This is a genomic window from Aeromonas sp. 130281 (genome assembly GCF_056642115.1).
The window spans coordinates 44088-67422 of the sequence record NZ_JBWVQS010000011.1 but is presented as its reverse complement, the minus strand read 5'-3'; the positions used below and the strand labels follow the sequence as shown (position 1 = coordinate 67422).

Genomic DNA, 23335 nt, shown 5'->3' with positions numbered 1-23335 from the left:
AACCAGAGCGGGCCAGTATGGCATAGAGACTACTGGATGAATAGACAGGCTTTTATCATCCCACCCCGGCGCTCAGAGATACTCCTTGGCCCAGCTCACCGCCTGCAGGCGGTTCTTGACGTTCAACTTCTTGAACACGTTATAGAGGTGGGACTTGATGGTGTGTTCGCTCACGAACAGGCTGTCGGCGATCTCGGTATTGGAGGCCCCCGTCATCAGGTGGCGGACTATCTCCTGCTCGCGGGCCGTCAGCAGGGTCTGGTTGCGCAGGGGCTGGCCGCTCCCCTTGCGGTAGTAATCCACCAGATCGCACAGCAGATGGCGCGGGATCCAGTACTCCCCCTGCAACACCTTGCGGATGCCGATCACCAGCCTGTCCAGGTTGTCCTGGCGGAAGAAGAGCCCGCTGGTGTGGGGCCACATCAGCAGCAGCTCCCTGTCCGTGCTGGTCGGGGCGTTGAGCAGCACGGCACTGGCCTCGCCGAAGCGGCTGCAGATGGCCTTGCTCCAATCCGCCTGCTGAGCCGACTTCAGATAGTCCAGATCGATCAGCAGCAGCGTCTGGGCAGACGTTTCGGCGGGTTCGGGCAGGGCCTCTATCTCCCCCACCAGCAAGATGGACAAGCCAAGCTGTTCGCTGAGGTGACGCTGGAAACTGCTGGCTTGTGCATTATTTTCGGTGATCAGCACTAAGGGGTATTCGGGCGTCATCAAGAGAACTTCCTTGCACATTCGAGTCGGGGCTTTTCGGCAAGGAAGAGTACCAATCCCCCTCCTGGCTGCAGCATTAAAAAAGTATTAGACGCTGCTGTGATTCCTTTGAAGCTCAGCAATTTTCCAACCAATACAAATGACTAGCACACACCCCCCATTTGGGGGGTCAAGTAGTGCCGGACCGCACCATAGCAGGCCTTGGCCGTCGATGCAGCACTCGGCCCCGTCGCCCCCTTGCTGGTGGGGCCATACCTCGGGTAAGTTACTCGGACGCCAGCGGCGGGGTTTGGTGCTCGCCAGGACAGGAAGGTGTGCGCTCATCTCCGCCAACTGGTATTATTGCGGGCAAACGCTGCGGCGGATGGCCGATAAACGCGTCGGTTGAATCTGGCACAGCCGTGACATGCGTGAAGATGAGGTCCATCCGTGGCGCGCATCTCATTGCAAACAAACGACATATTGAATGGGACCAGGCATTTGGCCTGGCCGGTATACATAAGGGTGGAAGAGAGATTATGGCCAGTCGAGGCATCAACAAAGTCATTCTGATCGGTAACCTGGGGCAAGACCCGGAAGTGCGCTACATGCCGAGCGGCGGTGCCGTGACTAACATCACCCTGGCCACCTCCGACACCTGGCGCGACAAGCAGACCGGTGAGCAGAAAGAGCGTACCGAGTGGCACCGTGTGGTCTTCATGGGCAAGCTGGCCGAAGTGGCGGGTGAGTACCTGAAGAAGGGTTCCCAGGTCTATGTCGAAGGCAAGCTGCAGACCCGCAAGTGGCAGGATCAGAGTGGCCAGGAGCGTTACACCACAGAGGTGCTGGTCGACAGCTTCACCGGCGTGATGCAGATGCTGGGTGGCCGTCCGCAAGGCGGCGCCGGCCAGGGCATGGGCGGCCAACAGTCCCAGGGCAACTGGGGCCAGCCGCAACAGGCAGCTCCCCAGCAAGCGATGCAGCGCCCGGCCGCAGCCCCGCAACAGAATATGCAGCCACAGGGTGGTTACGGCCGTCCGGCCCAGCAGCCCCAGTCTGCACCGCCGGTCTACAACGAGCCGCCGATGGATTTCGACGACGATATCCCGTTCTGATCGACACCCAGGCCCTGATGACTCAGGGCCTTTTTGTCTGTTCCTGACGCATTCATCCCCTCCCTCATCATGTTGTTGCGACGATCCGCACCTTACCCTCTCCCTCGCCCTGACGTGTGGCTATTCTCGGGACGAGTCACCTCCCCGAGAACCTGCATGAATCACCTTGGTCGCCTGCTGCGCCTCATCTTGCTGGTGTTTGCCGCCCCTCTGATCGCCGAACCGCTGCGAGTGGGGGTGAGCTTCGCCATCCCTCCCTACGTGATCGCTCACGAGGATCGCGGCATCGAGCTCGATCTCATGCGCGAGGCGTTCGTCGGCAGCAGTCATGAACCCGAGTTCATCTATCTGCCTCTGGAGCGGACCTTCAGGATGCTGGAGGAAGGCAAGCTGGATGCCATCATCAACGTCAGACCCGGCATGCTGAGCCACGCCCACCTCTCCCAGGTGGTAATCACCTTTCACAACCGGGTCTTTACCCTCGACAAGACGGCCTTTGACACCATGGGGGATCTGCGGACGCTGCGAGTCAGCGCCTTCCAGCGGGCCAGGCAGATCCTGGGAAAAGAGTTCGCCGACCTGGTCGATCAGAACCCCGACTATGAAGAGGTGGCGAGGCAGGAGGGGCAGGTTCAGAAGTTGTTGCTGGGGCGCACGGATGCCGTGATCCTGGAACAGAGGGTCTTTTACTACTACCTGTCGCAACTGATCGGGCAAGCAGAGGGCAGCGCGCGCTATCCCCACGACAGGGTCAGACAGCATGATCTCTTCCCCCCCACCCGGTACCACTTCGCCTTTCGCGAGGCGGCGCAGCAGCAGTGGTTCGATCGCCAGTTCAGCAAAATGAAGGAAGATGGTCGCTATGAGCGGATCTTTGCCGCCTATGGCACGACCTCATCCGACAGAAACATAAAAGCCAGCCCATGACGGACTGGCTTGATACTGGCTCCAGAGGAACAACAGTGTAGTGGAGCGTTACTTCATCGCGCCGCCATTTTTCAGATCAGCTTTCTGACGTTTGGCCTCGCGCTTCTCTTTCAGTGACATCTGCGGTTTTTTCTTGGCATCTTTGCCGTGATGCTGTTCTTTGTTGCTCATCATCAGACTCCAAAAATGTTACCAGGACAGTTGGAATCAAGATTCCAGCATGTCATCCGAATCATAGATCACAGTACGCTAGCAGTGACGATCGAGGATCGCACTGGCACCAGCATACCCCCAGCCTCCACCGGGATCCAGCCTCGCCGGACAACGGTGCTCCACAGGGCTCTGACCTCGTCATCCAGATCCCGACAACCCGGGACAAACTGCCACAACCGGCCTGTATCTAGGCGAAAACCGGCAGGAAAACGCACTCAACTTGCTCTTTTGGGGTCAAGAGGACGATTACATAAGAGTCGGCCTCCGGAGTGTGTTAGGGTGAACCATCACCTGCCGCAGGAGTGCGCCATGAAAAAGCTGGAAATGAAAGATCTTACCGAGGCCGAAAAAGCCGAGATCACCCTGTTGCTGCAGAAGGCCCAGGCCCATGCCGATCACACCCTGACCAATGGGGAACGTAACAAGATCCGTGAGGAAGGGCGCCTGAAAATCGCCGAGGATCGCGCCAAGGCAGCCAAGGCGGCCTCCGCTCTGGCACGGGAGAAGGCCAAGGAGCGCGCCAAGAATCAGGTGCTGCCGGAAACCTTCAACTGGGCGGACTCCGTCAGCAACAAGTACCGCAGCAAGCGATAATTTCTGTCTCCCATGTCCGGATGCTTGTGCTGTCATCCGGACATGGGCCTGTATACATCCCTTTCCCGTACCGGAAAATGCTAGATAACCTTCTGGTATAAAACGATTTTATCAAGATAAAACGCTAACACCCCCTCGCCGGGCAGGAATTAATACCAAGATAAAGATTGCCATGGCGGAGTGAGCGTGTTCTAATCGATTTCGATGGTTCGGTAGTTCAGACCTGATTATGTTAGGCAGTCATTTTAAAGCAGTGATTTGTGCATAGAGTTGTCCCAGATGATTCTCGCCAAATAATTCTCCTTCTTTAGTGCTCCCCATACGTATTGCTGACGAAAAATCATGGATTGCTACACAAGTAGCGTTTCAACATCACTATTCAAGGAAATTATTATGTCTAACAAAATGACTGGTACCGTAAAGTTCTTCAACGCTGAGAAAGGTTTTGGCTTCATCTCCCCGGCTGACGGTGGCAAAGACGTGTTCGTACACTTCTCCGCTATCCAGTCCACCAGCTTCAAAACCCTGGACGAAGGTCAGCGCGTTGAGTTCACCATCGAGCAAGGCCAGAAAGGCCCGGCTGCTGCCAACGTAGTTGGTCTGTAATTCAAGCCAGGAAGCCTTTTCGTCAATCGGAAAGTCCTTCTGCAAGAATTGAAAAAACCCGCCTCGGCGGGTTTTTTGTTATCTGGATTTCCATCATTACCTCTCTTCCCCGCCAGAACTGCCTCCTTCCCTCGAACAAAATGCAAACGATAACCAATATCAATTGCATTTGATTCTTGTTTGCCTAGAATGCCTGTCGACAAATGTCATCCATTTGAGGCTCAGCTCCGCCGTCCCAGTGCGACACCAAGATCCCGGGACTCTCAGCTCCGCCGTCCCAGTGCGACACCAAGATCCCGGGACTCAGTGGCGGGTTGAGAAACTTTCCTTCCCAGGAGTTCAGGTTTTCATGACTAGCATCCCCATTACCCCTCTCGCCACCCTGATCATCGCCGCACTGGCCAGCCAGGCCCACGCCAGCCAGAACGAAGTCATGGTGATCACCGCCTCGGGTTTCCAGCAGAAGATCGAAGACTCTGCCGCCTCCATCTCGGTCGTGACCCGGGAACAGCTGGAGAAGCGCGCCTACCGTGACGTGACCGACGCCCTGAAAGACGTCCCCGGGGTGGTGATCACCGGGGGTGGCAGCAGCAGCGACATCAGTATCCGCGGCATGGGAGCCAAGTACACGCTGATGCTGGTGGACGGCAAGCGGGTCGACAGCCGTGGCACCCGCCCCAACAGCGACGGTCCCGGCATAGAGCAGGGCTGGTTGCCGCCGCTGCAAGCCATAGAGCGGATCGAGGTGGTGCGTGGCCCCATGTCCTCCCGCTACGGCTCGGACGCCATGGGGGGCGTCATCAACGTCATCACCCGCAAGAGCACCAGCATGACGGCATGGCAGGGGTCGCTGCATGCCGACAGCACCTTCCAGGAGAACAAGGCCTCAGGTGATCTCTTCCAGACCGATGCCTACACCGCCGGCGCCCTGGTGGACGGACTGCTGGGGATGCGCCTGAACGGCCAGCTCTCTTACCGCGGCGAGGATCAGTTCGAGAACGGCTTCGCCGAGCAGGAGATGCGCAGCGGCACCGCCGTGTTCAACCTGACCCCGGACGAGCACAACAGCGTCGACTTCGAGGTGAGCCGCGGCCTGCAGGACAGGGATCGCACACCGGGGGAGTCCATTTCGGCCAAGGCCAAACCGAACCTGAGCACCTACGAGCGCACCAACTACGCCATCACCCACGATGGCCGCTACGACTTCGGCTCCTCCACCAGCTATCTGCAACGGGAAGAGAGCACCAACCCGGGTCGGCAGATGAAGATGATCAACACCATAGCCGACACCCACACCCAGATCATCCTGGGGGATCACTACCTGAGCATCGGCGGCCAATACCGCTACGAGGATCTGCAGGATCAGGGCAACCAGCTGAATGTGGCCAATCGCGCCGACCAGCTGACCCGCTGGAGCTGGGCCCTGTTCGTGGAGGACGAGTGGGCCCTGACCGACAGCTTCGCCCTCACCGGCGGCGTGCGCATGGACAGGGATCAGAACTACGGCAGCCACTGGAGCCCGCGTCTCTACGGGGTCTGGCATCCCGCCGAGTTCTGGACCCTGAAGGGTGGTGTCTCCACCGGCTACCGCTCCCCCGACCTGCGCATGTCCGCGGCCAACTGGGGCCAGGCCACCGGCGGCGGCACCCAGGATGGCATGCTGGTCGGCAGCCCGGCCCTCCAGCCGGAGAAGAGCGTCAGCGAGGAAATCGCCCTGTTGTGGGATGGCCAGCAGGGGCTCAACGCCGGGCTGACCCTGTTCAATACCGACTTCAAGGACAAGATTGCCGAGACCCGTCGCTGCACCAGCAAGCAGGATCCCGCCTGCACCCTGAACGGTCACACCTATGACTTCATCAGCGATCGCATCAATGTCGACGAGGCCAACATGCGCGGGGTGGAAGGCACGGCCAACTGGGCCATCAACCCGCAGTGGTCCCTGGCCTCCAGCTACACCTTCACCCAGTCCGAGCAGAAGAGCGGCCCCATGGCGGGTCTGGCACTGAACCAGATGCCACGCCACATGTTCAACACCACGGTCGACTGGCAGACCAGCGAGGCGGTCGGCCTCTGGTCTCGGGTCAACTTCCACAGCAAGACCTCGGACTACCTGAGCCGGGTCAAGATGGCCGAAGGCACCCCCTCCTACACCTTCTTCGACACCGGCCTGGTCTACAAGGCCAATCAGGCACTGAGCGTCACCGCCGGCATCTACAACCTGCTGGACAAGAGGGTGGACTACGCCAGCTACGGCACCGTGCTGGATGGGCGTCGCTACAACCTGGGGCTGACCTACCAGTTCTGATCCTCTCGGGTGCGAGAGATGCAAAAGGCCCGCCGAGTGCGGGCCTTTTCATGGGTGACGGGATAGGCGCCGTCAGCGCGGCAGGCTGATCCTGGCCTCCAGGCCGCCTTCGGCACGGTTGTGCAGGGTCAGCTCGCCGCCGTGCTGATGCACCAGGGTGCGGGCGATGGCGAGCCCCAGCCCCACGCTGCCCGACTCTGTGTTGCGGGCCTCGTCGAGGCGCACGAACGGCTTGAACACCTCCTCCAGCTGGCCCTCGGCTATGCCAGGCCCCCGATCGCAGACCAGGATCAGCAGCTCGGATTCGGTTCGCTCCAGGGACACCTCGGCCCCGCCCGCGTACTTGATGGCGTTGCCGATGAGGTTTTGCAGCACCCGGCGCAGGGTATTGGCACGGCAGGCGTAGACCTGCTTGCCCTCGGCCAGGCAGATGACGGGCTGGCCGGTATCCGCATAGTCATCGCACAGGCTCTCTAGCAGGCTGACCAGATCCAGCTCCCGGGTCGCCTCCTGCTGCCCCTCCTCCCGGGCGAAGCTCAGGGTCGCCGCCAGCATCTGCTCCATCTGTTGCAGGGTCTGCTGGAAGCGCTCCTTGTCCTCGCCGTCTGCCAGAAACTCGCTGCGCAGCCGCAGGCTGGTGATGGGGGTGCGCAGGTCGTGGGAGATGGCGGCCAGCATCCGGGTCCTGTCCTGCACGAAGCGATCGAGCCGGGTGTGCATGCGGTTGAAGGCCTGGATGGACTCGCGGATCTCGGTGGGCCCCTCCTCGCGCAGCGGCTCTATGTCCTCCCCGCGCCCCAGCCGGTCGGCATTGGCGGCCAGCTGCTTGAGGGGCAGGGTCGCCCGGCGGAACAGCCAGATCATCAGGCCTATCACCAGGCTCGCCACCAGCAGCAGGTTGAGAGTGGTCTGCCAGGACCAGCTCACCGCCTCCTTGTCCACCAGGGAGCTGAACTGCAGCCAGCCCCCGTTGGGCAGCTGGATGGAGCCATAGAGCCGCATGTCCTGGGGTGGCGGCATGCCGTTGCGATCCTTCATCATGCGGTTGTGATGCTGCCAGGCCCGGCTGCGCTGTATGTCCTGCTTCAGCTCGGCGCTGATCTCCACCGACAGGGACGACGGATACCCGAGCTTGGCCCGCACCAGCTTCTCGAAGCGGGGGCTGCGGTTGTCCGGTTGCAGCGGCTCGTCGGCCAGACGCAGCAGCAGGGTCTCGCTGCGGCTCGCCTTGAGGATCTCGTGATAGAGGGAGGGGGGGGAGAGGGAGAGCAGGCGCACCACAGAGATGATCCGCTGCATGGCGTTGCGGCTGTTGACGTAGCCGAGGGCCTCCTCCCGATCCGAGCGGTAGATCTGGATGCTGAGCAGCTGGATCAGCACCAGTCCCGCCAGGGCCACCAGCACTATCTGGCCGGTCAGCCCCTTGGGCAGCAGCCTGGCGAAGAAGCCCTTGATCATGCCGGCCTCACTCCTGGGTCACGTCGGCGGCGAACAGGTAACCGCCGCCCCAGATGGTCTTGATGAGCTCGGGATTCTTGGGATCCCGCTCCAGCTTGCGCCGCAGCCGGCTCACCAGGGTATCGATGGCGCGATCGAAGGCGACCGCCTCCCGGCCACGGGCCAGATCCAGCAGCTGATCCCGGCTCAGCACCCGCTGGGGCCGCTCCAGAAACACCTTGAGCAGATCGAACTCGGCGGTGGAGAGGCTCATTCCCACACCCTCCTCGTCCACCAGCTCCCGGCGATTGATGTCGAGCAGCCAGCGATCGAAGCGCAGATCCCGGGTCAGGGCCTCGGGGACGGGCTGGATCTCCGCCTGGGTACGGCGCATCACCGCCTTGATGCGGGCCAGCAGCTCCCGCGGGTTGAACGGCTTGGCGAGGTAGTCGTCCGCCCCCATCTCCAGCCCGATGATGCGGTCCGTCTCCTCCCCCATGGCGGTGAGCATGATGATGGGCAGGCGGGACTTCACCCTGAGCTCGCGGCACAGAGTGAGGCCATCTTCCCCCGGCATCATCAGATCCAGTACCAGCAGGTCGAACTCCCGCTCGTCCAGCAGCCGCTTCATCTCCTTGCCATCCCGGGCGCAGCTGACGCGCATGCCGTGCTGTTCCAGAAAGCGCTTGAGCAGATCGCGGATCTCGCTGTGATCGTCGACCACCAGAATATGAGGGCTGCCTTGGTTCATCATCATCTCTCCGTTATCGAGCTGGGGCGATTATACGAGAATCAATCGGGCGGGTTGTGTCAAAGTGTGCCAGAGCGCCAAGATGCCACACTCTGCTACAAAATAGGCTTCAACTGGCAAAATTCAGACACTTCCACGGTGTTTACTGGATACCAAGGCGAAACAGCCTCTACCCGTATTCATCCGACAGGAGTTACCCATGAAAAAGCTGACCAAGACCCTGCTGACCGCCACCCTGCTCCTCGGCCTGCCGCTGGGCGCCTATGCCGCCAGCGAGGCGGTCTCCACCGCCCTGCCGACCCAGGCCACGGCGACCGGTTGCCCCATGGACGGTACCGGCATGATGGGCGGCAAGCACCACGGCGGTCGCCACGACAAGATGGCCCGCATGAAGAACATGACCCCGGAACAGATCCAGGCTCACCTGCAACAGCGCTACGACAAGATTGAAGACCCGGCCAAGAAGGCCGAGTTCGTGAAAAACCTCGGGCTGCGTGCCGACGGCATGATCAAGCACGCAGAGGTGATGAAGCAGTTTGCAGAAGCGAACCAGTAAGTCGAGGTCATGAAGTCGTTTGCCGAGGCAAATCAGTAAACCGATACGACGAAGCAAACAAGATGACGACGGGGTGGCCTTGGCCACCCCGTTTTTCGTCTCCGTTAAACCGCACAGACCGAGATTCCCACGCTCCCTTTTCTGCCCCAGCACCGGGATATGTGAGCGATAACAAACGTTTTATGTTCGAAATGGCTAATAATGGCGGCTCAAACAACAGGATCGGGCAAGGCCCCGGCCACGGTGGACAGGAGTCGTTATGGGATGGAATCTGGGCACAATCAAGGGGCGCTATACCGCCGTCTTCCTGGGGTTCATGGCGCTGGTGTGCGCCCTGACGGTGATCGGCATCCAGCTCTGGATCAAGCCGGCGCTGCAGAAGGCCGGCGAGCAGAATGTGGCGCTGCGGGTCAGCGAGATCGCCACCGACATCCGCGACCAGCTCAACGGGGTGCAGAGCCAGTCCCGCAGCATCACCCAGCTGGTGGCCCGGCTGCCGAGCGAGCAGATAGACGCCCTGCTGCCCGCCCTCATCGATCAATACGGCAACGCCATGGTCTTCGGCGGCGGCATCTGGCCCCTGCCGGAGAAACGGGAGGCGGGCCGCGCCAAGTTCAGCACCTTCTATCACAGGGATGCGGCCAACGCCCTCATCCCCAACACCTACTGGAACTCGGCCGAGGCGCCAAACTACTTCGAGCAACCCTGGCACAAGGCGGGGCAGCAGGCCCCTCGCGGCATGTGCGTCTGGGCCGCCGCCTACAAGGATGGTGCCAGCCAGCAGCCGAGAACCAACTGCGCCATGGGGATCTACAAGGACGGCGCCCTCTACGGGGTGTCGACCATAGACGTGACCCTGGGGTTCTTCAACGATCTGGTGGCCAGGAAGGAGCAGGAGATCGGCGGCCAGGTGATGATAGTCGAGGCTGACGGCAAGATCCTGAGCAAGAACGCCCGCCTCGGCGGCGATGTGGTGCTCGGCAACCTCTCCGCCCACGCCGACTACCCCTTCGCCGGTGCCATCGCCGGCCTGCTCGGCCAGGACGCGAGCAAGGGCTTGCTGCGCACCACCTTCCAGGATCAGGGGGAGGAGCAGACCCTGCTGATGGAGGCCATCGACGGCACCCCCTGGCTGCTCGCCACCGCCCTGCCGACCCGCATCCTGACCCAGGACAGCCGGGACGTGCTCGCCACTCTGGCCAGCATACAGCTGCCCCTGGTGGGACTGCTGTTCGTGCTCATGGTGCTGGCCATCAGCCAGCTCGGCCGCCGGCTGCAGACCCTCAGGCTCAACATAGATGCCCTCAGCGCCGGCGATGCGGATCTGACGGCCCGCATCCAGGTGAAGGGTCATGACGAGCTGGACAACATAGCCCTGTCGGTGAACCGCTTCATCGCCTACCTGCAGCAGATGATGGTGCAGGTGACGGACGCCACCGACCTCATCACCCGGGAGCTGGCACAGCTCGATCAGCAGACCGGTCAGACCCGACGGATCCTGGGAGAACACGCCAGCGAGACGGATCAGGTGGTCACCGCCCTCACCGAGCTCAGCTCCACCGCCGACAGCGTGGCCCGGCACGCCAGCGACTCGGCGAGCTTCACCGAGGCCGCCAATGGCCAGGCCGCCAACTCCCGCAAGGTGGTGGGATCGGCCTCAGCCAGCGTGGTGGCCCTGATCGACGAGGTGGATCTCGCCGCCGCCAAGGTGCTGGAGATGCAGGAGGATGCCAAGCAGATCGGCAGCGTACTCGGGGTGATAGGCGGCATCGCCGCCCAGACCAACCTGCTGGCACTCAACGCCGCCATCGAGGCGGCCCGGGCCGGGGAGCAGGGACGAGGCTTCGCCGTGGTGGCCGACGAGGTGCGTGCCCTGGCGGCCCGCACCCAGAACAGCACCGCCGAGGTGGGCAGCATGCTGTCACGGCTCACCCAGGGGGTGGCCGAGGCCGTGGTCGCCATGGAGCAGACCAAGCGCAGCTGCCAGGCCGCAGCCGACACCACGGGTCAGGTCACCGGCGGGCTCGACAGCATGGCCGACTCCGTGGTGCAGATCCACGATCTCAGCAGCCAGATCGCCACCGCCGCCGAGGAGCAGAGCCGGGTGACCGAGGAGATCAACCGCAACATGGTGAGCATTCGCGACATGCTGAACCTGCTGGTGCAAAACGGCAGCCAGACCGAGCAGAGCGCAGCGTCACTGCTCGGCTCCAACCGCCAGCTGCTGGCCCTGGTGCGCCGCTTCAAGGTGTGATGGCGAACGCCAGCCAGCAAAAAGGGGCCCGCGGGCCCCTTTTTCATGCACGTCACCAGGACTCAGGCCTTGTTGGCCAGGTTCAGGGTCTTGACGGTCTCGCCTTCGAACTTGATCACCACGTTCTTCTGCGCCACTTCGGAATCCTTCAGCAGGGACTTGGTGGTCTCGGCCAGCAGCGGAGAGGCCTTGTTCAGGGCGCTCAGATCATAGGTCCACACTTCCAGACCAGCATCGGTCTTGGTGCTGGCCGGGGCGCCCAGCTTGTCCTTGATGGCCTGCTTGTTGGAGCCGCCTTCCTTGATATCCAGGGCCGTTTTGATCGCTTCGTTGGAGGCGCTGTCCACGGCAGTACCGGCCATCTCTTTGGCGGTGCTGGTGACGCTGCTGGTCACGGAGTCGGTCAGGGAATCCATCAGGCCGGCGTGGGCAACCAGGGGCAGGGCGGTCAGGGCAATCAGAAGGCACTTTTTCATTAAGATACATCTCACAGGAATGAAAGAGCGCGCATCAGACCAGTGTGCTCGATTGGAGTCAAGATGATCCCAAGGTCAAGCCGCATTCGGGGGGCAAGGGTCATTCCCTTGAGTGAAGATGGCGGCGGGGATGGATAGCGGCGCCCCCTAGCCAGAGAGCTGATCCTTGCCCGCCAGCTTGGCCCGGTAGAGCGCCCTGTCCACCCTCGCCATCAGCTGGTTAAGGGGCTCATCCGGCCTGGATTCCACCAGACCGAAACTCAGGGTGATGGGCTCCACCCCCTTGACCCTGGCATGGCCCAGTCGCTGTCGCAGCTTTTCGGCCACCACGTGGGCCTCCGCCAGCCGGGTGTTGGGCAGCACCAGCATGAACTCGTCGCCCCCCCAGCGGGCCAGCAGATCGATCTCGCGGATGGCGCCGCGCGTCAGGCGCACTATGTCGATCAGGGTCTGATCCCCCACCCCGTGGCCGTGGCGATCGTTGATCTGCTTGAAGTCGTCCACGTCCATGGCGATCACGGCGAAGGGCTCCTTGAAGCGCCGGGCCCGCTCATACTCCAGCCGGACGGCCTGCTCCAGCCGATAGCGGCTGGCGGCCCCGGTCAGGGAGTCCGTCTCCGCCAGGCGGCGGTTCTCCTCCACCTGATGCTGGAGCGCCAGGTTGAGCCGCTCCAGCTCGGCGGTGCGCTCCGCCACCTGCTGCTCCAGGGTGCGATTGTGCAGCTCCAGCCGGGCGTAGAGCTCCCGCTGGGCATGAATGTCACGGTGCGCCCCTATCATCCTGGCCACGGATCCGTCCGGGTTGCGCGCTATGATGCGGCCACAATCCTCAACCCAGATATAGTCGCCGTTGCGGCAACGACAGCGGTACTCGGCCCTGTAGTCGGCACTCTGGCCGCTCAGATAGGCATCGAAGCGATCCATCACCCGCGGCAGATCGTCCGGGTGTATCACGTTTTCCCAGGTGAAGACGTTGTTGTCGAGGGAGTGCGGCTCATAGCCCAGCATCTGGTACCAGCCCGGATTGCGATAGACGAAGCCGGTGTTGGCATTCCAGTCCCAGACCCCGTCGCTGATGACCTCCAGAATGCCGTGCACCGCGGCGTCGTTGAGATCCGGGATCCTGATAGTGTCATTGTCCTGCAGCATGGAATCCATCCTTGTTCTGCTCCCCCGCGCCACTGCGGGTGACTCGAGTCCGACGGTTGAACATCATTGAAAAATGCGGCCGCCTGCCGGGCTACCCGACGACGACTGCCTGCCTGCAATCCCTGTCATGACAAGGTTATCGGCCGTCCCCTGGTTCCCCTGAATAACAGTAGCAGCAGGGCCTGCCGCCGGTCTTGAGCGCCGTCACGCCTTCCCCCTTTTATCTTCCCGCCCCTTGCACCAGGGCGGTGCACCGCCTTGGCGCAACCCTGCCCAAATGGGGCGTCTCTCGCCAGCCTCTCGGGCACGGATGAATTAAATCATTGAATAAATAGGGGAAAATTCTTGGCGCAATATTTGCGTTTGCCTGAATGAAGCACCAAGGATTGGGGACATTGCATGAAGTTAATCACTGCCATCATCAAGCCGTTCAAACTCGATGACGTTCGCGAAGCCCTCGCCACCCTCGGCGTAGAGGGGCTGACGGTCTCCGAGGTCAAGGGATTTGGCCGTCAGAAGGGGCACACCGAACTCTATCGAGGCGCCGAATACCAGGTGGATTTCCTGCCCAAGGTGAAGCTGGAGATCGCCACCCAGGCCGACAACGTCGAGCCCATCATCGAAGCCATCAGCCAGGCCGCCCACACCGGCAAGATAGGCGACGGCAAGATCTTCGTCTGCGACCTGCTGGCCGCCGTGCGGATCCGCACCGGCGAGACAGACACAGACGCCCTTTGATACGACTGGAACAGAGGAATACGACATGGAAGAGTTGATCACATCCGTCAGCGAGCTGCGCTATGCACTCGACACCTTCTACCTGCTGATCTCCGGCGTGCTGGTCATGTGGATGGCCGCCGGGTTCGCCATGCTGGAGGCGGGCCTGGTCCGCGCCAAGAACACCACCGAGATCCTGACCAAGAACATCCTGCTCTATGCCATCGCCTGCGTCATGTACCTGCTGGTCGGCTACAACATCATGTACGTGGACAACGGCGCCGGCGGCTGGCTGCCGAGCTTTGGCAGCCTGATGGGCAGCCAGGCGGACGACGCGGGCCACTCCCTGCACGCCGACTTCTTCTTCCAGGTGGTCTTCGTGGCGACCGCCACCTCCATCATCTCGGGGGCGGTGGCCGAGCGGATGAAGCTCTGGTCCTTCCTGCTGTTCTGCGTGGTGATGACCGGCTTCATCTATCCCGTCGAGGGCTACTGGAGCTGGGGTGGCGGCTTCCTGAAAGAGGCGGGCTTCTCCGACTTCGCGGGCTCCGGCATAGTCCACCTGGCGGGCGCCGCCGCGGCCCTGGCCGCCGTGCTGCTGCTCGGCCCCCGTCGTGGCAAATATGGCAAGCAGGGGGAGATCCACCCCATCCCCGGCTCCAACCTGCCGCTCGCGACCCTGGGCACCCTGATCCTCTGGATGGGCTGGTTCGGCTTCAACGGCGGCTCCCAGCTGGCGCTCTCCAGCGCCGCTGACGCCACCGCCATCGGCACCGTCTTCGTCAACACCAATGCCGCCGCGGCGGCCGGTGTGGTCGGCGCCCTGCTGGTCAGCAAGCTCACCTGGGGCAAGGCGGATCTCACCATGATCCTCAACGGCGCCCTCGGCGGCCTGGTCGCCATCACCGCCGACCCGGCCTCCCCCAGCCCGCTGTTCGCCAGCCTGATCGGCGCCCTGGCCGGTGCCCTGGTGGTCTACGCCATCGTCGCCTTCGACCGCCTCAAGATCGACGATCCGGTCGGCGCCATCTCGGTACACGGGGTCTGCGGCCTGTTCGGCCTGATGGTGGTGCCCTTCTCCAACGCGAGCGCCACCTTCGGCGCCCAGTTGCTGGGGGCCGCCGTCATCTTCGGCTGGGTCTTTGCCGTCTCTCTGGTCGTCTGGAGCCTGCTCAAGGCCACCATGGGTTTGCGGGTGAGCGAAGAGGAAGAGATGCTGGGCGTGGATCTCCACGAGTGCGGCGTCGATGCCTACCCCGAGTTCGTCAGCATCAAATCCAGCACCTGACACCGCCACGTGCGGGGCCCGGGGGAGACCTCGGGCCCCGCTCTTTTTTTGGGGGGCGCCCTCAGCGCCCCTTGAAGGCGGGGTGATGCAACCGGCGATAGTGACTCGGGGCCAGGCCGTGCTGGCGCTTGAAGGCGGTGGAGAAGTGGTATTCGTTCTTGAAGCCGCACTGGGCGGCCAGCAGTTTCACCGAATCGGCCCGGCTCGCCAGCAGGAGCGCAGCACGCTGCAGCCGCAGCCGTTGCAGCAGCGCCATGGGGGCCAGCGCGAAGTGCTGCTGACAGAGCCGATAAAGCTGGCGCTCCGAGAGGTGCAGGGCGTCGGCCATCCGCCCTATGTCCCAGCACTCGGTCAACGATTCCTTGAGCAGCAGCTCTAGGCGCAGAGCCAGCCGCTCGCCGCGACTCTGCCCCTCCCCCTTCTGCAGCAGGCGGCGCAGGTAGAAACCGAGCTGCTCCACCAAAAGCGCACTGAGCAGCGGGTCCTGATGGCGCTCCTGCTCCGCATAGAGGTTCTCAATGGTGCGCAGCAGTGTCCCCTGCTGGGAGGTGCAGCCCAGACGAGGGCGGCTCGCAAAGGCATCCCAGGGGGAGTCCTTGTGCAGCAGCAGCCACACCAGATCCCAGTCGCCCCTAGCCGTCGGTTGCGGCTGCTCCGGCGCTGGCCACTGCGCTTCTGGCAATCGCGTCTCTGACAATCGCGTCTCTGGCAATCGATAGCAGAGCGGCTCCCCCGCCGGGATCAGCGCCCACTCCCCCACTGGCAGCCGCTCGAAGCGATCCCCCAGCAGCACCTCCCCCTCACCCCCCAGGGTCAGCAGGAAGCAGTGCACGTCCGCCAGGCGGCGCTCGATGCGATAGCGGGTGCGCAGGCGGGAGTAGCCCGCCAGCCAGACCCGCTCCTGCGCGAGGGCGGGCAGCAGGCTGTCGCAGCAGATCTGCTCGCGGCAGTCGGGGGAGACGTCGATAAGCTCGGGGTTGGCAGTGTCGGACATCATCAGAACGGGCTCAGCCATGTCGAAGGGGAAGGCCCCAGCATAACATCAAGGGCATAGAGTCACAGGAGAGCAGCCATGCATCTCCATCACGTCGCCATCCGGGCGCAGGATCCGGAGGCGCTCAAGGCATTCTACTGCCCCCTGTTTGGCGGGCAGACCAATGGGCGCGACCACAAGCCAAGCCGTTCAGCTCCTGCTTGGTGCGCCTCGAGGGGGCGCCAGCCTGGCGCTGATACACAGCCCCAGCGACTGGCGGCGCAGTCGAAATAAGGGTCACTGCCTGGCCAGCTCGTCGATCCCCGGATCCGCTCCCGGGCAGCGGCATATATACACATGAGGCAGTCGATGGATACGAGGGGTTATTGTTGAGTGAATCGCCCCGCAACATGGCGGGGCGCTTGAGGCAGCCGGAAAAGCCGTCAATCCCTCCGGATAACGGCCAGCGGCACTGACCGTGCGACCCGCTGATGTCCTTCAAGATTGAGATGAAGGTGATCCCCGACATCGTAGTGCGCGCCGAGCCGCGACATGCACTCCGGATCCCGCACCAGCAGGTCGCTGTCAATCACCGCATCAAATTCCCCGCTGGTGCGCATCCAGTGATTCACGGCCTGCCGGACAACCTCTTTTTCAGGCTGATAAAAACGTTCAATACCATACTCACCGGCTCCTCGCAGCGGCACCAGGGTGACGCCTGTCATGCGGATATGGTATTCCCGCGCCCTCTTCAGTAATTGCCGATAGCCGTTGATCAGCACCGTTGCCGCCGGCACCGGACTATCCGGATCCAGTGCCGTGCCCGCCAACCCGATATCATTCAGTCCGACCTGCACGATACAGCTGGTGACACCGGGTTGCTGCAGCACATCACGCTCGAAACGCGACAGGCTGGCGATGCCGACGCCGTCTTTCAGCAACCGGGAACCCGACTGCCCGGCATTCACCACCGCGATATTGTCGGCAACAAGGCGTTCTGCCAAAAAATCTGTCCAACGGCCATAGCTGTCCATCTCCACGCCGTTGCCATCCACCATAGAATCACCGATGACGACCAGAGTGCGGCACGCGGATCCCGGCTGAACCTGGACGCTTTCAACCAGCAAACGGGAGCTGATTCTCTGACCGTCGCCGGCCTCTTCCCTGACGGCCTGATTGCCCGGCTCAAGCAACGAAAAATGACGGGCATCCCAGTGGAAGGTATTGACCGGAATCGGCTCCGGCAGATAGGTCCGCAGAGTGATCACCGATAGCGAGGGAATATCCAATGGAATTTCATCACTGCACAGAGTGCCCCCCGCTGGAATTGTCGCGCCGGCTTGCCCATTAAAGGTGACAACCAGTGCACCGCACAGATCAGGCACGGAAATATGGCTCTCGCCTATGACCAGCGGCTGGGCGCCATAACGATTGGAAAAGATCAGCCGCAGCTTTTGACCGCCCAGGCTGATGCGCAGTGACTGCCGGAGTGTCTGATCCCCATGAATGGGTGGTATATCCGATGGAAACGGAAACGCCTCTCCCGATGCGGGCTGGGAGCTGGAAAGCCAGGTGCATATCCACCCGTCGCGCACTGGCGGGGCTGAAGGCACTGAATATGACATCAGAAATTCTCCTGAAAGAAACAACCGAGTTATTGCGCGCCCGGCGGGGCCGTCATGACATCGAAGCCCTGCATGGCGATATCCGTCATTGCCAGCAGACGCGCCCGACTGACGCCATCCCGGGCCTGGATGGAGATCCCGTGAAACACGGTCGCCACATAATCCCCGAGCCCCTGTATATCGGTGTTTTCCGGCAGTTCACTGGACTGAACGCCCTGCCGGATGCGCTCAATGATGCCGTCTATCCGCTCCTGGCGGTAACCGGCCAGCCATGCCATGATCTCTTCGTTATCACGGCCATAGTTGGTCAGCGACAGGACCACCATGCAGCCGTGAGGCCTATCGTCACGGGTGTAGGCTTCGACCGCGTTCACCAGCAGTTGCCTGACAGCCTGGCGGGTGTCCGGCTGTGACAGGGCGGCGTCAGCAAAAGCCCCCTCTTCGGCCAGATAAAGCGCTATCGCCTCACGGAAAAGATTTTCCTTTGAGCCGAAGGCGGCATAAATCCGTGCAGACGCAATCCCCAGTGCAGCCACCAAGTCAGACAGGGAAGTCCCTTGATAGCCACGCTGCCAGAACACCTCTTTTGCTATGCGCAACGCCTCTTCACGATCAAATTCTCTTGGTCTGCCAGCCATAACACACTCTCCGCATCTGTCATTTCAGACCAAGGCTACCAGTTCATTGTCGACTAACAAAGAATTATTTTTTGGTGATTGACAAAGATTGAGCCACCCTCTTACCCTATTCGCTGTTGATCGACAAACAATAGCCAGCATCCCGGTTGGCAGACGCCTTGTCTATGGCCTTCTGCGGGTATTTTTTATAGATAATTCAAACGGAAAGGGTATGAATACATTCTTCAGAGTATCTCTGGCGGCAGTCATGCTGCTCACATTGCAGGGCACCGCGGTCGCGGCAAACACACAACGCCCGGCAGTGACGTCAGTAACAGCGCAGGTCAGTGAAGCCGACTTTCAGCATCACTATGTCAAGGTGGCGGGGCAGAAGATCCATTATGTGACGGCGGGAAAGGGGGAGCCCGTGTTGCTGATCCCGGGCTGGCCGCAAACCTGGTATGCCTGGCGTCATGTGATGACCGGACTAGCCGCCGAAGGCTATATGGCGATAGCGGTTGATCCGCCGGGAACCGGTTATTCCGATCGACCGAGCACGGGTTATGATACCGGGGCGGTGGCGACCACATTGCACAATATGATGAATCAGCTCGGTCATAAGCAATATTCGGTTGTCGGTCACGACATCGGCATGTGGGTGGGTTATGCCCTGGCCAGTGATTATCCCGCAGACATCAAGAAAATCGCACTGACCGAAGCGGTTATTCCGGGCCTGGCGCCGGCACCGTCCATCTTCGTCGATCCCCAGGACAATATTTTCCTCTGGCACTTTATGTTTAATCAGGTACAGGACTTGCCGGAAATGCTGACGGCTGGCAAAGAGCGGGAATATCTGAATTTTATTTTTGACCGCTGGTCCTATCGTCGTGATCGCGTCGCCGCACAAACCTATATAGATGCTTATTCCTCCCCTGGCGGATTGCGGGCAGGCTTCGCGTATTACCGGGCGATTCCGCAGACCATCGCACAGAATAAACAGCGGGCAGAGAAAAAACTGCTGATGCCGGTGCTGGCAATAGGTGCGGATCATGCCACCCGTGACGCCCCCCAGCAGACGATGCAGGGACGAGCGGTGAATTTGCAGGGCGCCATGCTCGGTGAATGCGGTCACTTCGTCACGGAGGAGTGCCCGGAACAGCTGATGACGGTATTGCTGCCGTTTTTGAAAAAATAAGTCCGCGCTCTTTTGCGGGTGATATCAAGACAGGCCTCCGACTCGGGGGCCTTCTTCTTTATGCTCGACATAAACAGGCCAGCGAGTCTTGGTTTCACACCGGCTCAGCGTGGCACAGTTGGCTCTTGGCACTCACCCGATCTCGGTTGCGCCGCAATCGACTGAAGATGATTGGCAGTTTCAGACATTATCAGGACGGGTTCAGCCATGTCGAAGGGGCAGGCCCCGGCATAGCATTGGGGGTATCAACTCACAGGAGACCCGCCATGCATATCCATCACGTCGCCATCTGGGCGCAGGATCTGGAGGCACTCAAGGCATTCTACTGCACCCTGTTTGGCGGGCAGGCCAATGAGCGCTACCACAACCCGACCAAACAGTTTTCCTCCTACTTCGTGCGCTTCGAGGGGGGCGCCAGCCTGGAGCTGATGCACACCCCCATACTGTTTCCGGCAGATCTTGCTCTGCCACACCCGCTGCAGGGGCTGGCCCATATCGCCTTCTCCCTCGGCAGCGTGGAGGCCGTAGACAAGATGACAGCCCGCCTCAAGCTGCTCAAGGGCGCCGAGGTGAAACACCTGGACGGCCCCCGCTGGACCGGCGACGGCTATTACGAGAGCACCTTTCTGGATCCCGAAGGCAACCGGCTGGAACTGACCATCTAATGGCTGAATGATCCCCTCACCCTGCCCTCTCCCAAAGGGAGAGGGGATAAAGCAGTACCGGAAATATGATCGCCAGCCACGAGAATTAAATTAACGAAGCGTAAGCGGAGGTGGTAAAGGCGAACTTTACCCCCTTCTCCCCTTGCGGGAGAAGGGTTGGGGATGAGGGGTTGGAAAAAGAGATCACATGGAAAACATCGGGCCTCGCTACGCTCAACCACAACCGACACAATCGGTAGGTTGGTGCTGAACCTGAGAAGCCCAATATACGAGATAAACTACAAGCAATGAAAAAATCAGAATGGAATATCATCATCCCATAAATAGAATTTATTTCTAACGTCTGATATTTCATTTCTAATTTTTTCTATTTCATCAACCTTATTATCGCTTAGGATTTTATTTTCTATTGAGTTCAATAGTTTATCAAGGTTTGTCACAACCTTCCTAATATAATCTCGCTGTTCTGAATCCTGTGCAGACAAGTTTTTATTGGCATCTTCCAATTGTCTAATAGATAGACTCATTTTATTGTTTTCAGAACGAAATTCCTTCGATCTAAGTTCGAAATCAGAAAGCAATTTTGAATATTTTCCCTTAAGATTTATTATTTCACGGATGAGTTCTAATTTTTGCTCTGCCCATAAATCTAGTTTCTTGTCCTTTAACTTAACAACATATTCATCTGTTGACTCAATTTTTGCACTCACTGTTTCCTTTCTCCTAAGAAAGGCATCTTTCTGTGCTTTATTGCTATTCTCATCTCTTACTTTATCAATGCAATTATCATGTATAAAACTGTAGACCGCATTTAAAATAGGAAGCAATACTAAATACCCAATAGATACTAAAAATGGAATTACCAGATCGTCTGTAAAGACCCAGTTTTTATTCTTTATAATGTCAAGCTTTCCTTGGTTGCCTTCCAATATAAACCTAGCCACCCCATTTATATTCAAAAACATCCAAGACAAGACGAAAGCACCGATAATAGGATTATTTAGTCTAGATGTGGCATTATCTTTCAATGACTTAAGTAAATCCTTCATCAATAACCTCTAATCAGAATCGATTTATGATAATACGTAGCAAACTTCTTTTCCCATAGAGGTAAATCCTTTACCACCGTCCAATCGCTCACTCCCCCAACCTCTCCGCCAATCCGGAATAACGCTCGGTCTTTTTCCGCACGGCCTGTGCCAGCAGGGCGCGATCGCCGTAGAGATCGAGGCGGGCCTTGGCGCGGGTGATGCCGGTATAGACCAGCTCACGGGTCAGCAGCGGGCTTGGGCTGTCGGGCAGCACCAGCACGGTATGGGCAAACTCAGAGCCCTGGGATTTGTGGATGGTCATGGCATAGACGGTCTCATGGGGGGGCAAGCGGCTGGGCAACAAGGCTCGCAAGGTGCCGTCCGGCTGCTCGAACCAGACCTTCAAGCGGCCAGTTTCATCCGGCAGGCAGAGCCCCATGTCGCCGTTATAGAGCCCGATGCCGTGATCGTTGCGCACCACCATCACAGGGCGGCCCGCATACCAGTCGCCGTCGCGGGCGATGAGCCCCGCCCGTGACAGGGCCAGTTCGAGCCGCTCGTTTAGCCCCAACACCCCGAACGGGCCGTCCCGCAGGGCGCAGAGGATCTGGAAGCCGTTGAACGCCTTGAACACGGCGGACGCCTCTTCCCCCGCGCGAGCCGCCTTCAGATAGCTGCCGTAACCGGCGACCCCCTGGGCAATCAGGGCGTCATAGGCCTCCCCCGCCCAGGGATGCAGGCTGATGTCGGCAAATCCCGCACTCCAGACAGCTTCCACCGCAGCGGCATCGCCACCGTTGCAGGCCCGCGCCAGCTGGCCGATGCCGGAGTGCTGATCGAAGCGCCAGCTCTTGGCCAGCAGGCAGAGGCTGTCGCGCACCGGGGCACCTGCGGGCGAGCCCTGCAGGCGGTAGCCGGTCTGACGGGAGAGCCACTGCGCCTGCGCCGGGCTGATGCCCTGTTCGATAAAGCTGCAGATATCCCCGAGCACGGCCCCCGCCTCCACCGAGGCGAGCTGATCCTTGTCACCGAGCAGGATGAGGCGGGCGTGGCTTGGCAGCGCGTCCAGCAGGCGCGCCATCATGGGCAGGTCCACCATGGAGGCCTCGTCCACCACCAGCAAGTCGAGGTGCAGCGGGTTGCCTGCGTGGTGGCGGAACTGGCTGCGCCCGGGGATCACCCCGAGCAGCCGGTGCAATGTGCCCGCCTCGGTGGGGATGGCCTGGGCCCACTCCGGGGGCATATCCAGGGCCTGCAGGGCAGAGCCGATACTCTCGGTGAGGCGCGCCGCCGCCTTGCCGGTGGGGGCCACCAGCCGGATCGCCGGGGCCTTGCCCCCTTGCAGGCCGGTCTCCACCAGGATGGCCAGGAGCTTGGCAACAGTGGTTGTCTTGCCGGTGCCGGGGCCGCCGGAGATGACCGCGAAGGGGCGCGCCGCCGCCGTGGCCGCCGCCAGCTTCTGGCCGTTGCAGCAGAGCGCCTCGGGCACCAACGCATCCAGCTTGCTCAGCTCGCTTGCCGCCTGGGCGCTGGCCAGCAGGGCCTCGATGGCGGGCCAATCCACTTCGCTCGGGAACACCAGATCCAGATACTTCTCGACGAAGTGGCGGGCCGAGAAGTCGGGAGCGAGGCGGGCTTTGAGCAGCGCCGAGAACACTAGGCCGTAGTCGCGGGCAAAGAGCCGCGACAGGGCCGGGGCAATCTCCGGCCATTCGGCTCTTTCACTCAAGGCGCGCAGATGGCGGGCCACCCCCAGCTCAAAGTCGTGGTAGCGGGTGAGGTAGAGGCGATCGCGCCAGAGCCGCAACGGCCAGCGCGGGGCAAGCCCCTCATCCTGTTCCGTACCCACGAGCGGATTTGCCGCAAACAGGGCGGGCCAGCGGGCAGGATCAGCCAGATCCCCCAGCAGATCCCGGCTCTGATCCGGATCCAGCCCGAAGGGGCGCAGGGAACCGGCCGTTAGCATCTCCAGCGGCAGGCAGACGTGGCCGCGCCCAAGCTCGAAGCAGGCGAGCGCGGCCCCCAGCACCAGCTCGGGGCCGCCGCCCAGATCGGCCACCAGCTTGGCAAATTGCAGATCCAGCTGGCGGATACGCCCCGCCAGCGCCAGGGCTTTCAGCCGTTCGATCATACCGTCGCTCTTCATCTCGC

22 protein-coding genes are annotated in these 23335 nt (G+C 61.0%); 11 read left to right on the top strand and 11 right to left on the bottom strand.

From position 1 onward, the window contains the following. Positions 1-72: 72 nt before the first annotated feature. A complete protein-coding gene (locus tag AC1IN8_RS19625; protein ID WP_162472085.1) occupies positions 73-711 on the bottom strand; it encodes a LuxR C-terminal-related transcriptional regulator in 639 nt (212 codons plus the stop codon). Positions 712-1229: 518 nt separating this feature from the next. Here AC1IN8_RS19625 and AC1IN8_RS19620 point away from each other — a divergent pair. Next, the gene (locus AC1IN8_RS19620) at positions 1230-1805 is read left to right on the top strand and encodes a single-stranded DNA-binding protein (RefSeq protein WP_005328769.1); all 576 of its coding nucleotides are present in this window, start codon (positions 1230-1232) and stop codon (positions 1803-1805) included. A 156-nt stretch (positions 1806-1961) separates the two neighbouring features. Beyond that, positions 1962-2732 carry a substrate-binding periplasmic protein gene (locus AC1IN8_RS19615; RefSeq protein ID WP_479760254.1) on the top strand — a complete coding sequence of 257 codons (771 nt, stop codon included), beginning with the start codon at positions 1962-1964 and terminating at the stop codon, positions 2730-2732. Between the two features lie 48 nt (positions 2733-2780). Here AC1IN8_RS19615 and AC1IN8_RS19610 read toward each other — a convergent pair whose 3' ends face one another. Continuing rightward, positions 2781-2903, bottom strand: coding sequence for a hypothetical protein (locus AC1IN8_RS19610; protein WP_080675244.1), 123 nt, complete (start codon positions 2901-2903; stop codon positions 2781-2783). Between the two features lie 351 nt (positions 2904-3254). On the opposite strand from AC1IN8_RS19610, the gene yjbD reads away from it, so the two are divergent. The 3 genes from yjbD to AC1IN8_RS19595 all read left to right on the top strand — a co-directional run bounded on the left by yjbD (position 3255) and on the right by AC1IN8_RS19595 (position 6450). Continuing rightward, positions 3255-3539 (top strand): DUF3811 domain-containing protein, encoded by a 285-nt coding sequence (yjbD, locus tag AC1IN8_RS19605; protein WP_162519186.1) that lies wholly within the window; start codon positions 3255-3257, stop codon positions 3537-3539. Between the two features lie 393 nt (positions 3540-3932). Then, positions 3933-4145 (top strand): transcription antiterminator/RNA stability regulator CspE, encoded by a 213-nt coding sequence (cspE, locus tag AC1IN8_RS19600; protein WP_025328559.1) that lies wholly within the window; start codon positions 3933-3935, stop codon positions 4143-4145. A 349-nt stretch (positions 4146-4494) separates the two neighbouring features. Continuing rightward, complete coding sequence (locus tag AC1IN8_RS19595) at positions 4495-6450, top strand: ligand-gated channel protein (RefSeq protein WP_479760252.1); 1956 nt, start codon at positions 4495-4497, stop codon at positions 6448-6450. A 72-nt stretch (positions 6451-6522) separates the two neighbouring features. Here the strand turns inward: AC1IN8_RS19595 and AC1IN8_RS19590 are convergent, their stop codons facing one another. Together AC1IN8_RS19590 and AC1IN8_RS19585 are read right to left on the bottom strand one after the other, a co-directional pair. Next, the gene (locus AC1IN8_RS19590; RefSeq protein ID WP_139436263.1) at positions 6523-7908 is read right to left on the bottom strand and encodes an ATP-binding protein; all 1386 of its coding nucleotides are present in this window, start codon (positions 7906-7908) and stop codon (positions 6523-6525) included. A 7-nt stretch (positions 7909-7915) separates the two neighbouring features. Beyond that, positions 7916-8638 (bottom strand): response regulator, encoded by a 723-nt coding sequence (locus AC1IN8_RS19585; protein WP_025328561.1) that lies wholly within the window; start codon positions 8636-8638, stop codon positions 7916-7918. 199 nt (positions 8639-8837) lie between these two features. Here AC1IN8_RS19585 and AC1IN8_RS19580 point away from each other — a divergent pair, with 199 nt between their 5' ends. Both AC1IN8_RS19580 and AC1IN8_RS19575 read left to right on the top strand, forming a co-directional pair. Further along, positions 8838-9194 (top strand): hypothetical protein, encoded by a 357-nt coding sequence (locus tag AC1IN8_RS19580; RefSeq protein ID WP_479760249.1) that lies wholly within the window; start codon positions 8838-8840, stop codon positions 9192-9194. Between the two features lie 259 nt (positions 9195-9453). After that, positions 9454-11448, top strand: a complete 1995-nt coding sequence (locus AC1IN8_RS19575) for a methyl-accepting chemotaxis protein (RefSeq protein ID WP_479760247.1) — start codon at positions 9454-9456, stop codon at positions 11446-11448. A gap of 62 nt (positions 11449-11510) precedes the next feature. Here the strand turns inward: AC1IN8_RS19575 and AC1IN8_RS19570 are convergent, their stop codons facing one another. Both AC1IN8_RS19570 and AC1IN8_RS19565 read right to left on the bottom strand, forming a co-directional pair. Then, positions 11511-11924 carry a hypothetical protein gene (locus tag AC1IN8_RS19570; RefSeq protein ID WP_139436257.1) on the bottom strand — a complete coding sequence of 138 codons (414 nt, stop codon included), beginning with the start codon at positions 11922-11924 and terminating at the stop codon, positions 11511-11513. A gap of 147 nt (positions 11925-12071) precedes the next feature. Beyond that, a complete protein-coding gene (locus AC1IN8_RS19565; RefSeq protein ID WP_247627465.1) occupies positions 12072-13073 on the bottom strand; it encodes a sensor domain-containing diguanylate cyclase in 1002 nt (333 codons plus the stop codon). Positions 13074-13472: 399 nt separating this feature from the next. Between AC1IN8_RS19565 and glnK the strand changes: the two genes are divergently transcribed. Then, positions 13473-13811 carry a P-II family nitrogen regulator gene (gene glnK / locus AC1IN8_RS19560; RefSeq protein ID WP_139436253.1) on the top strand — a complete coding sequence of 113 codons (339 nt, stop codon included), beginning with the start codon at positions 13473-13475 and terminating at the stop codon, positions 13809-13811. A gap of 25 nt (positions 13812-13836) precedes the next feature. After that, positions 13837-15078, top strand: a complete 1242-nt coding sequence (locus AC1IN8_RS19555) for an ammonium transporter (RefSeq protein ID WP_319914175.1) — start codon at positions 13837-13839, stop codon at positions 15076-15078. 61 nt (positions 15079-15139) lie between these two features. Here the strand turns inward: AC1IN8_RS19555 and AC1IN8_RS19550 are convergent, their stop codons facing one another. From AC1IN8_RS19550 to AC1IN8_RS19540, 3 genes are all read right to left on the bottom strand, one after another. Next, complete coding sequence (locus tag AC1IN8_RS19550; protein WP_479760245.1) at positions 15140-16075, bottom strand: helix-turn-helix domain-containing protein; 936 nt, start codon at positions 16073-16075, stop codon at positions 15140-15142. Between the two features lie 419 nt (positions 16076-16494). Next, positions 16495-17676: an SGNH/GDSL hydrolase family protein gene (locus tag AC1IN8_RS19545; protein WP_479760243.1), complete on the bottom strand. Its 1182-nt coding sequence runs from the start codon at positions 17674-17676 to the stop codon at positions 16495-16497. A 29-nt stretch (positions 17677-17705) separates the two neighbouring features. Then, entirely contained in the window at positions 17706-18314 is a 609-nt protein-coding gene (locus tag AC1IN8_RS19540; RefSeq protein ID WP_479760241.1) for a TetR/AcrR family transcriptional regulator, read from the bottom strand. 211 nt (positions 18315-18525) lie between these two features. Here AC1IN8_RS19540 and AC1IN8_RS19535 point away from each other — a divergent pair, with 211 nt between their 5' ends. Beyond that, positions 18526-19488 carry an alpha/beta fold hydrolase gene (locus tag AC1IN8_RS19535; protein WP_479760239.1) on the top strand — a complete coding sequence of 321 codons (963 nt, stop codon included), beginning with the start codon at positions 18526-18528 and terminating at the stop codon, positions 19486-19488. 266 nt (positions 19489-19754) lie between these two features. Next, on the top strand, positions 19755-20153 hold the full coding sequence (locus AC1IN8_RS19530) for a VOC family protein (RefSeq protein ID WP_479760237.1): 399 nt from the start codon (positions 19755-19757) through the stop codon (positions 20151-20153). A 296-nt stretch (positions 20154-20449) separates the two neighbouring features. Here the strand turns inward: AC1IN8_RS19530 and AC1IN8_RS19525 are convergent, their stop codons facing one another. Both AC1IN8_RS19525 and recD read right to left on the bottom strand, forming a co-directional pair. Next, a complete protein-coding gene (locus tag AC1IN8_RS19525) occupies positions 20450-21202 on the bottom strand; it encodes a hypothetical protein (RefSeq protein WP_479760236.1) in 753 nt (250 codons plus the stop codon). An 88-nt stretch (positions 21203-21290) separates the two neighbouring features. After that, on the bottom strand, positions 21291-23330 hold the full coding sequence (gene recD, locus AC1IN8_RS19520) for an exodeoxyribonuclease V subunit alpha (protein ID WP_479760234.1): 2040 nt from the start codon (positions 23328-23330) through the stop codon (positions 21291-21293). Positions 23331-23335 lie beyond the last annotated feature (5 nt).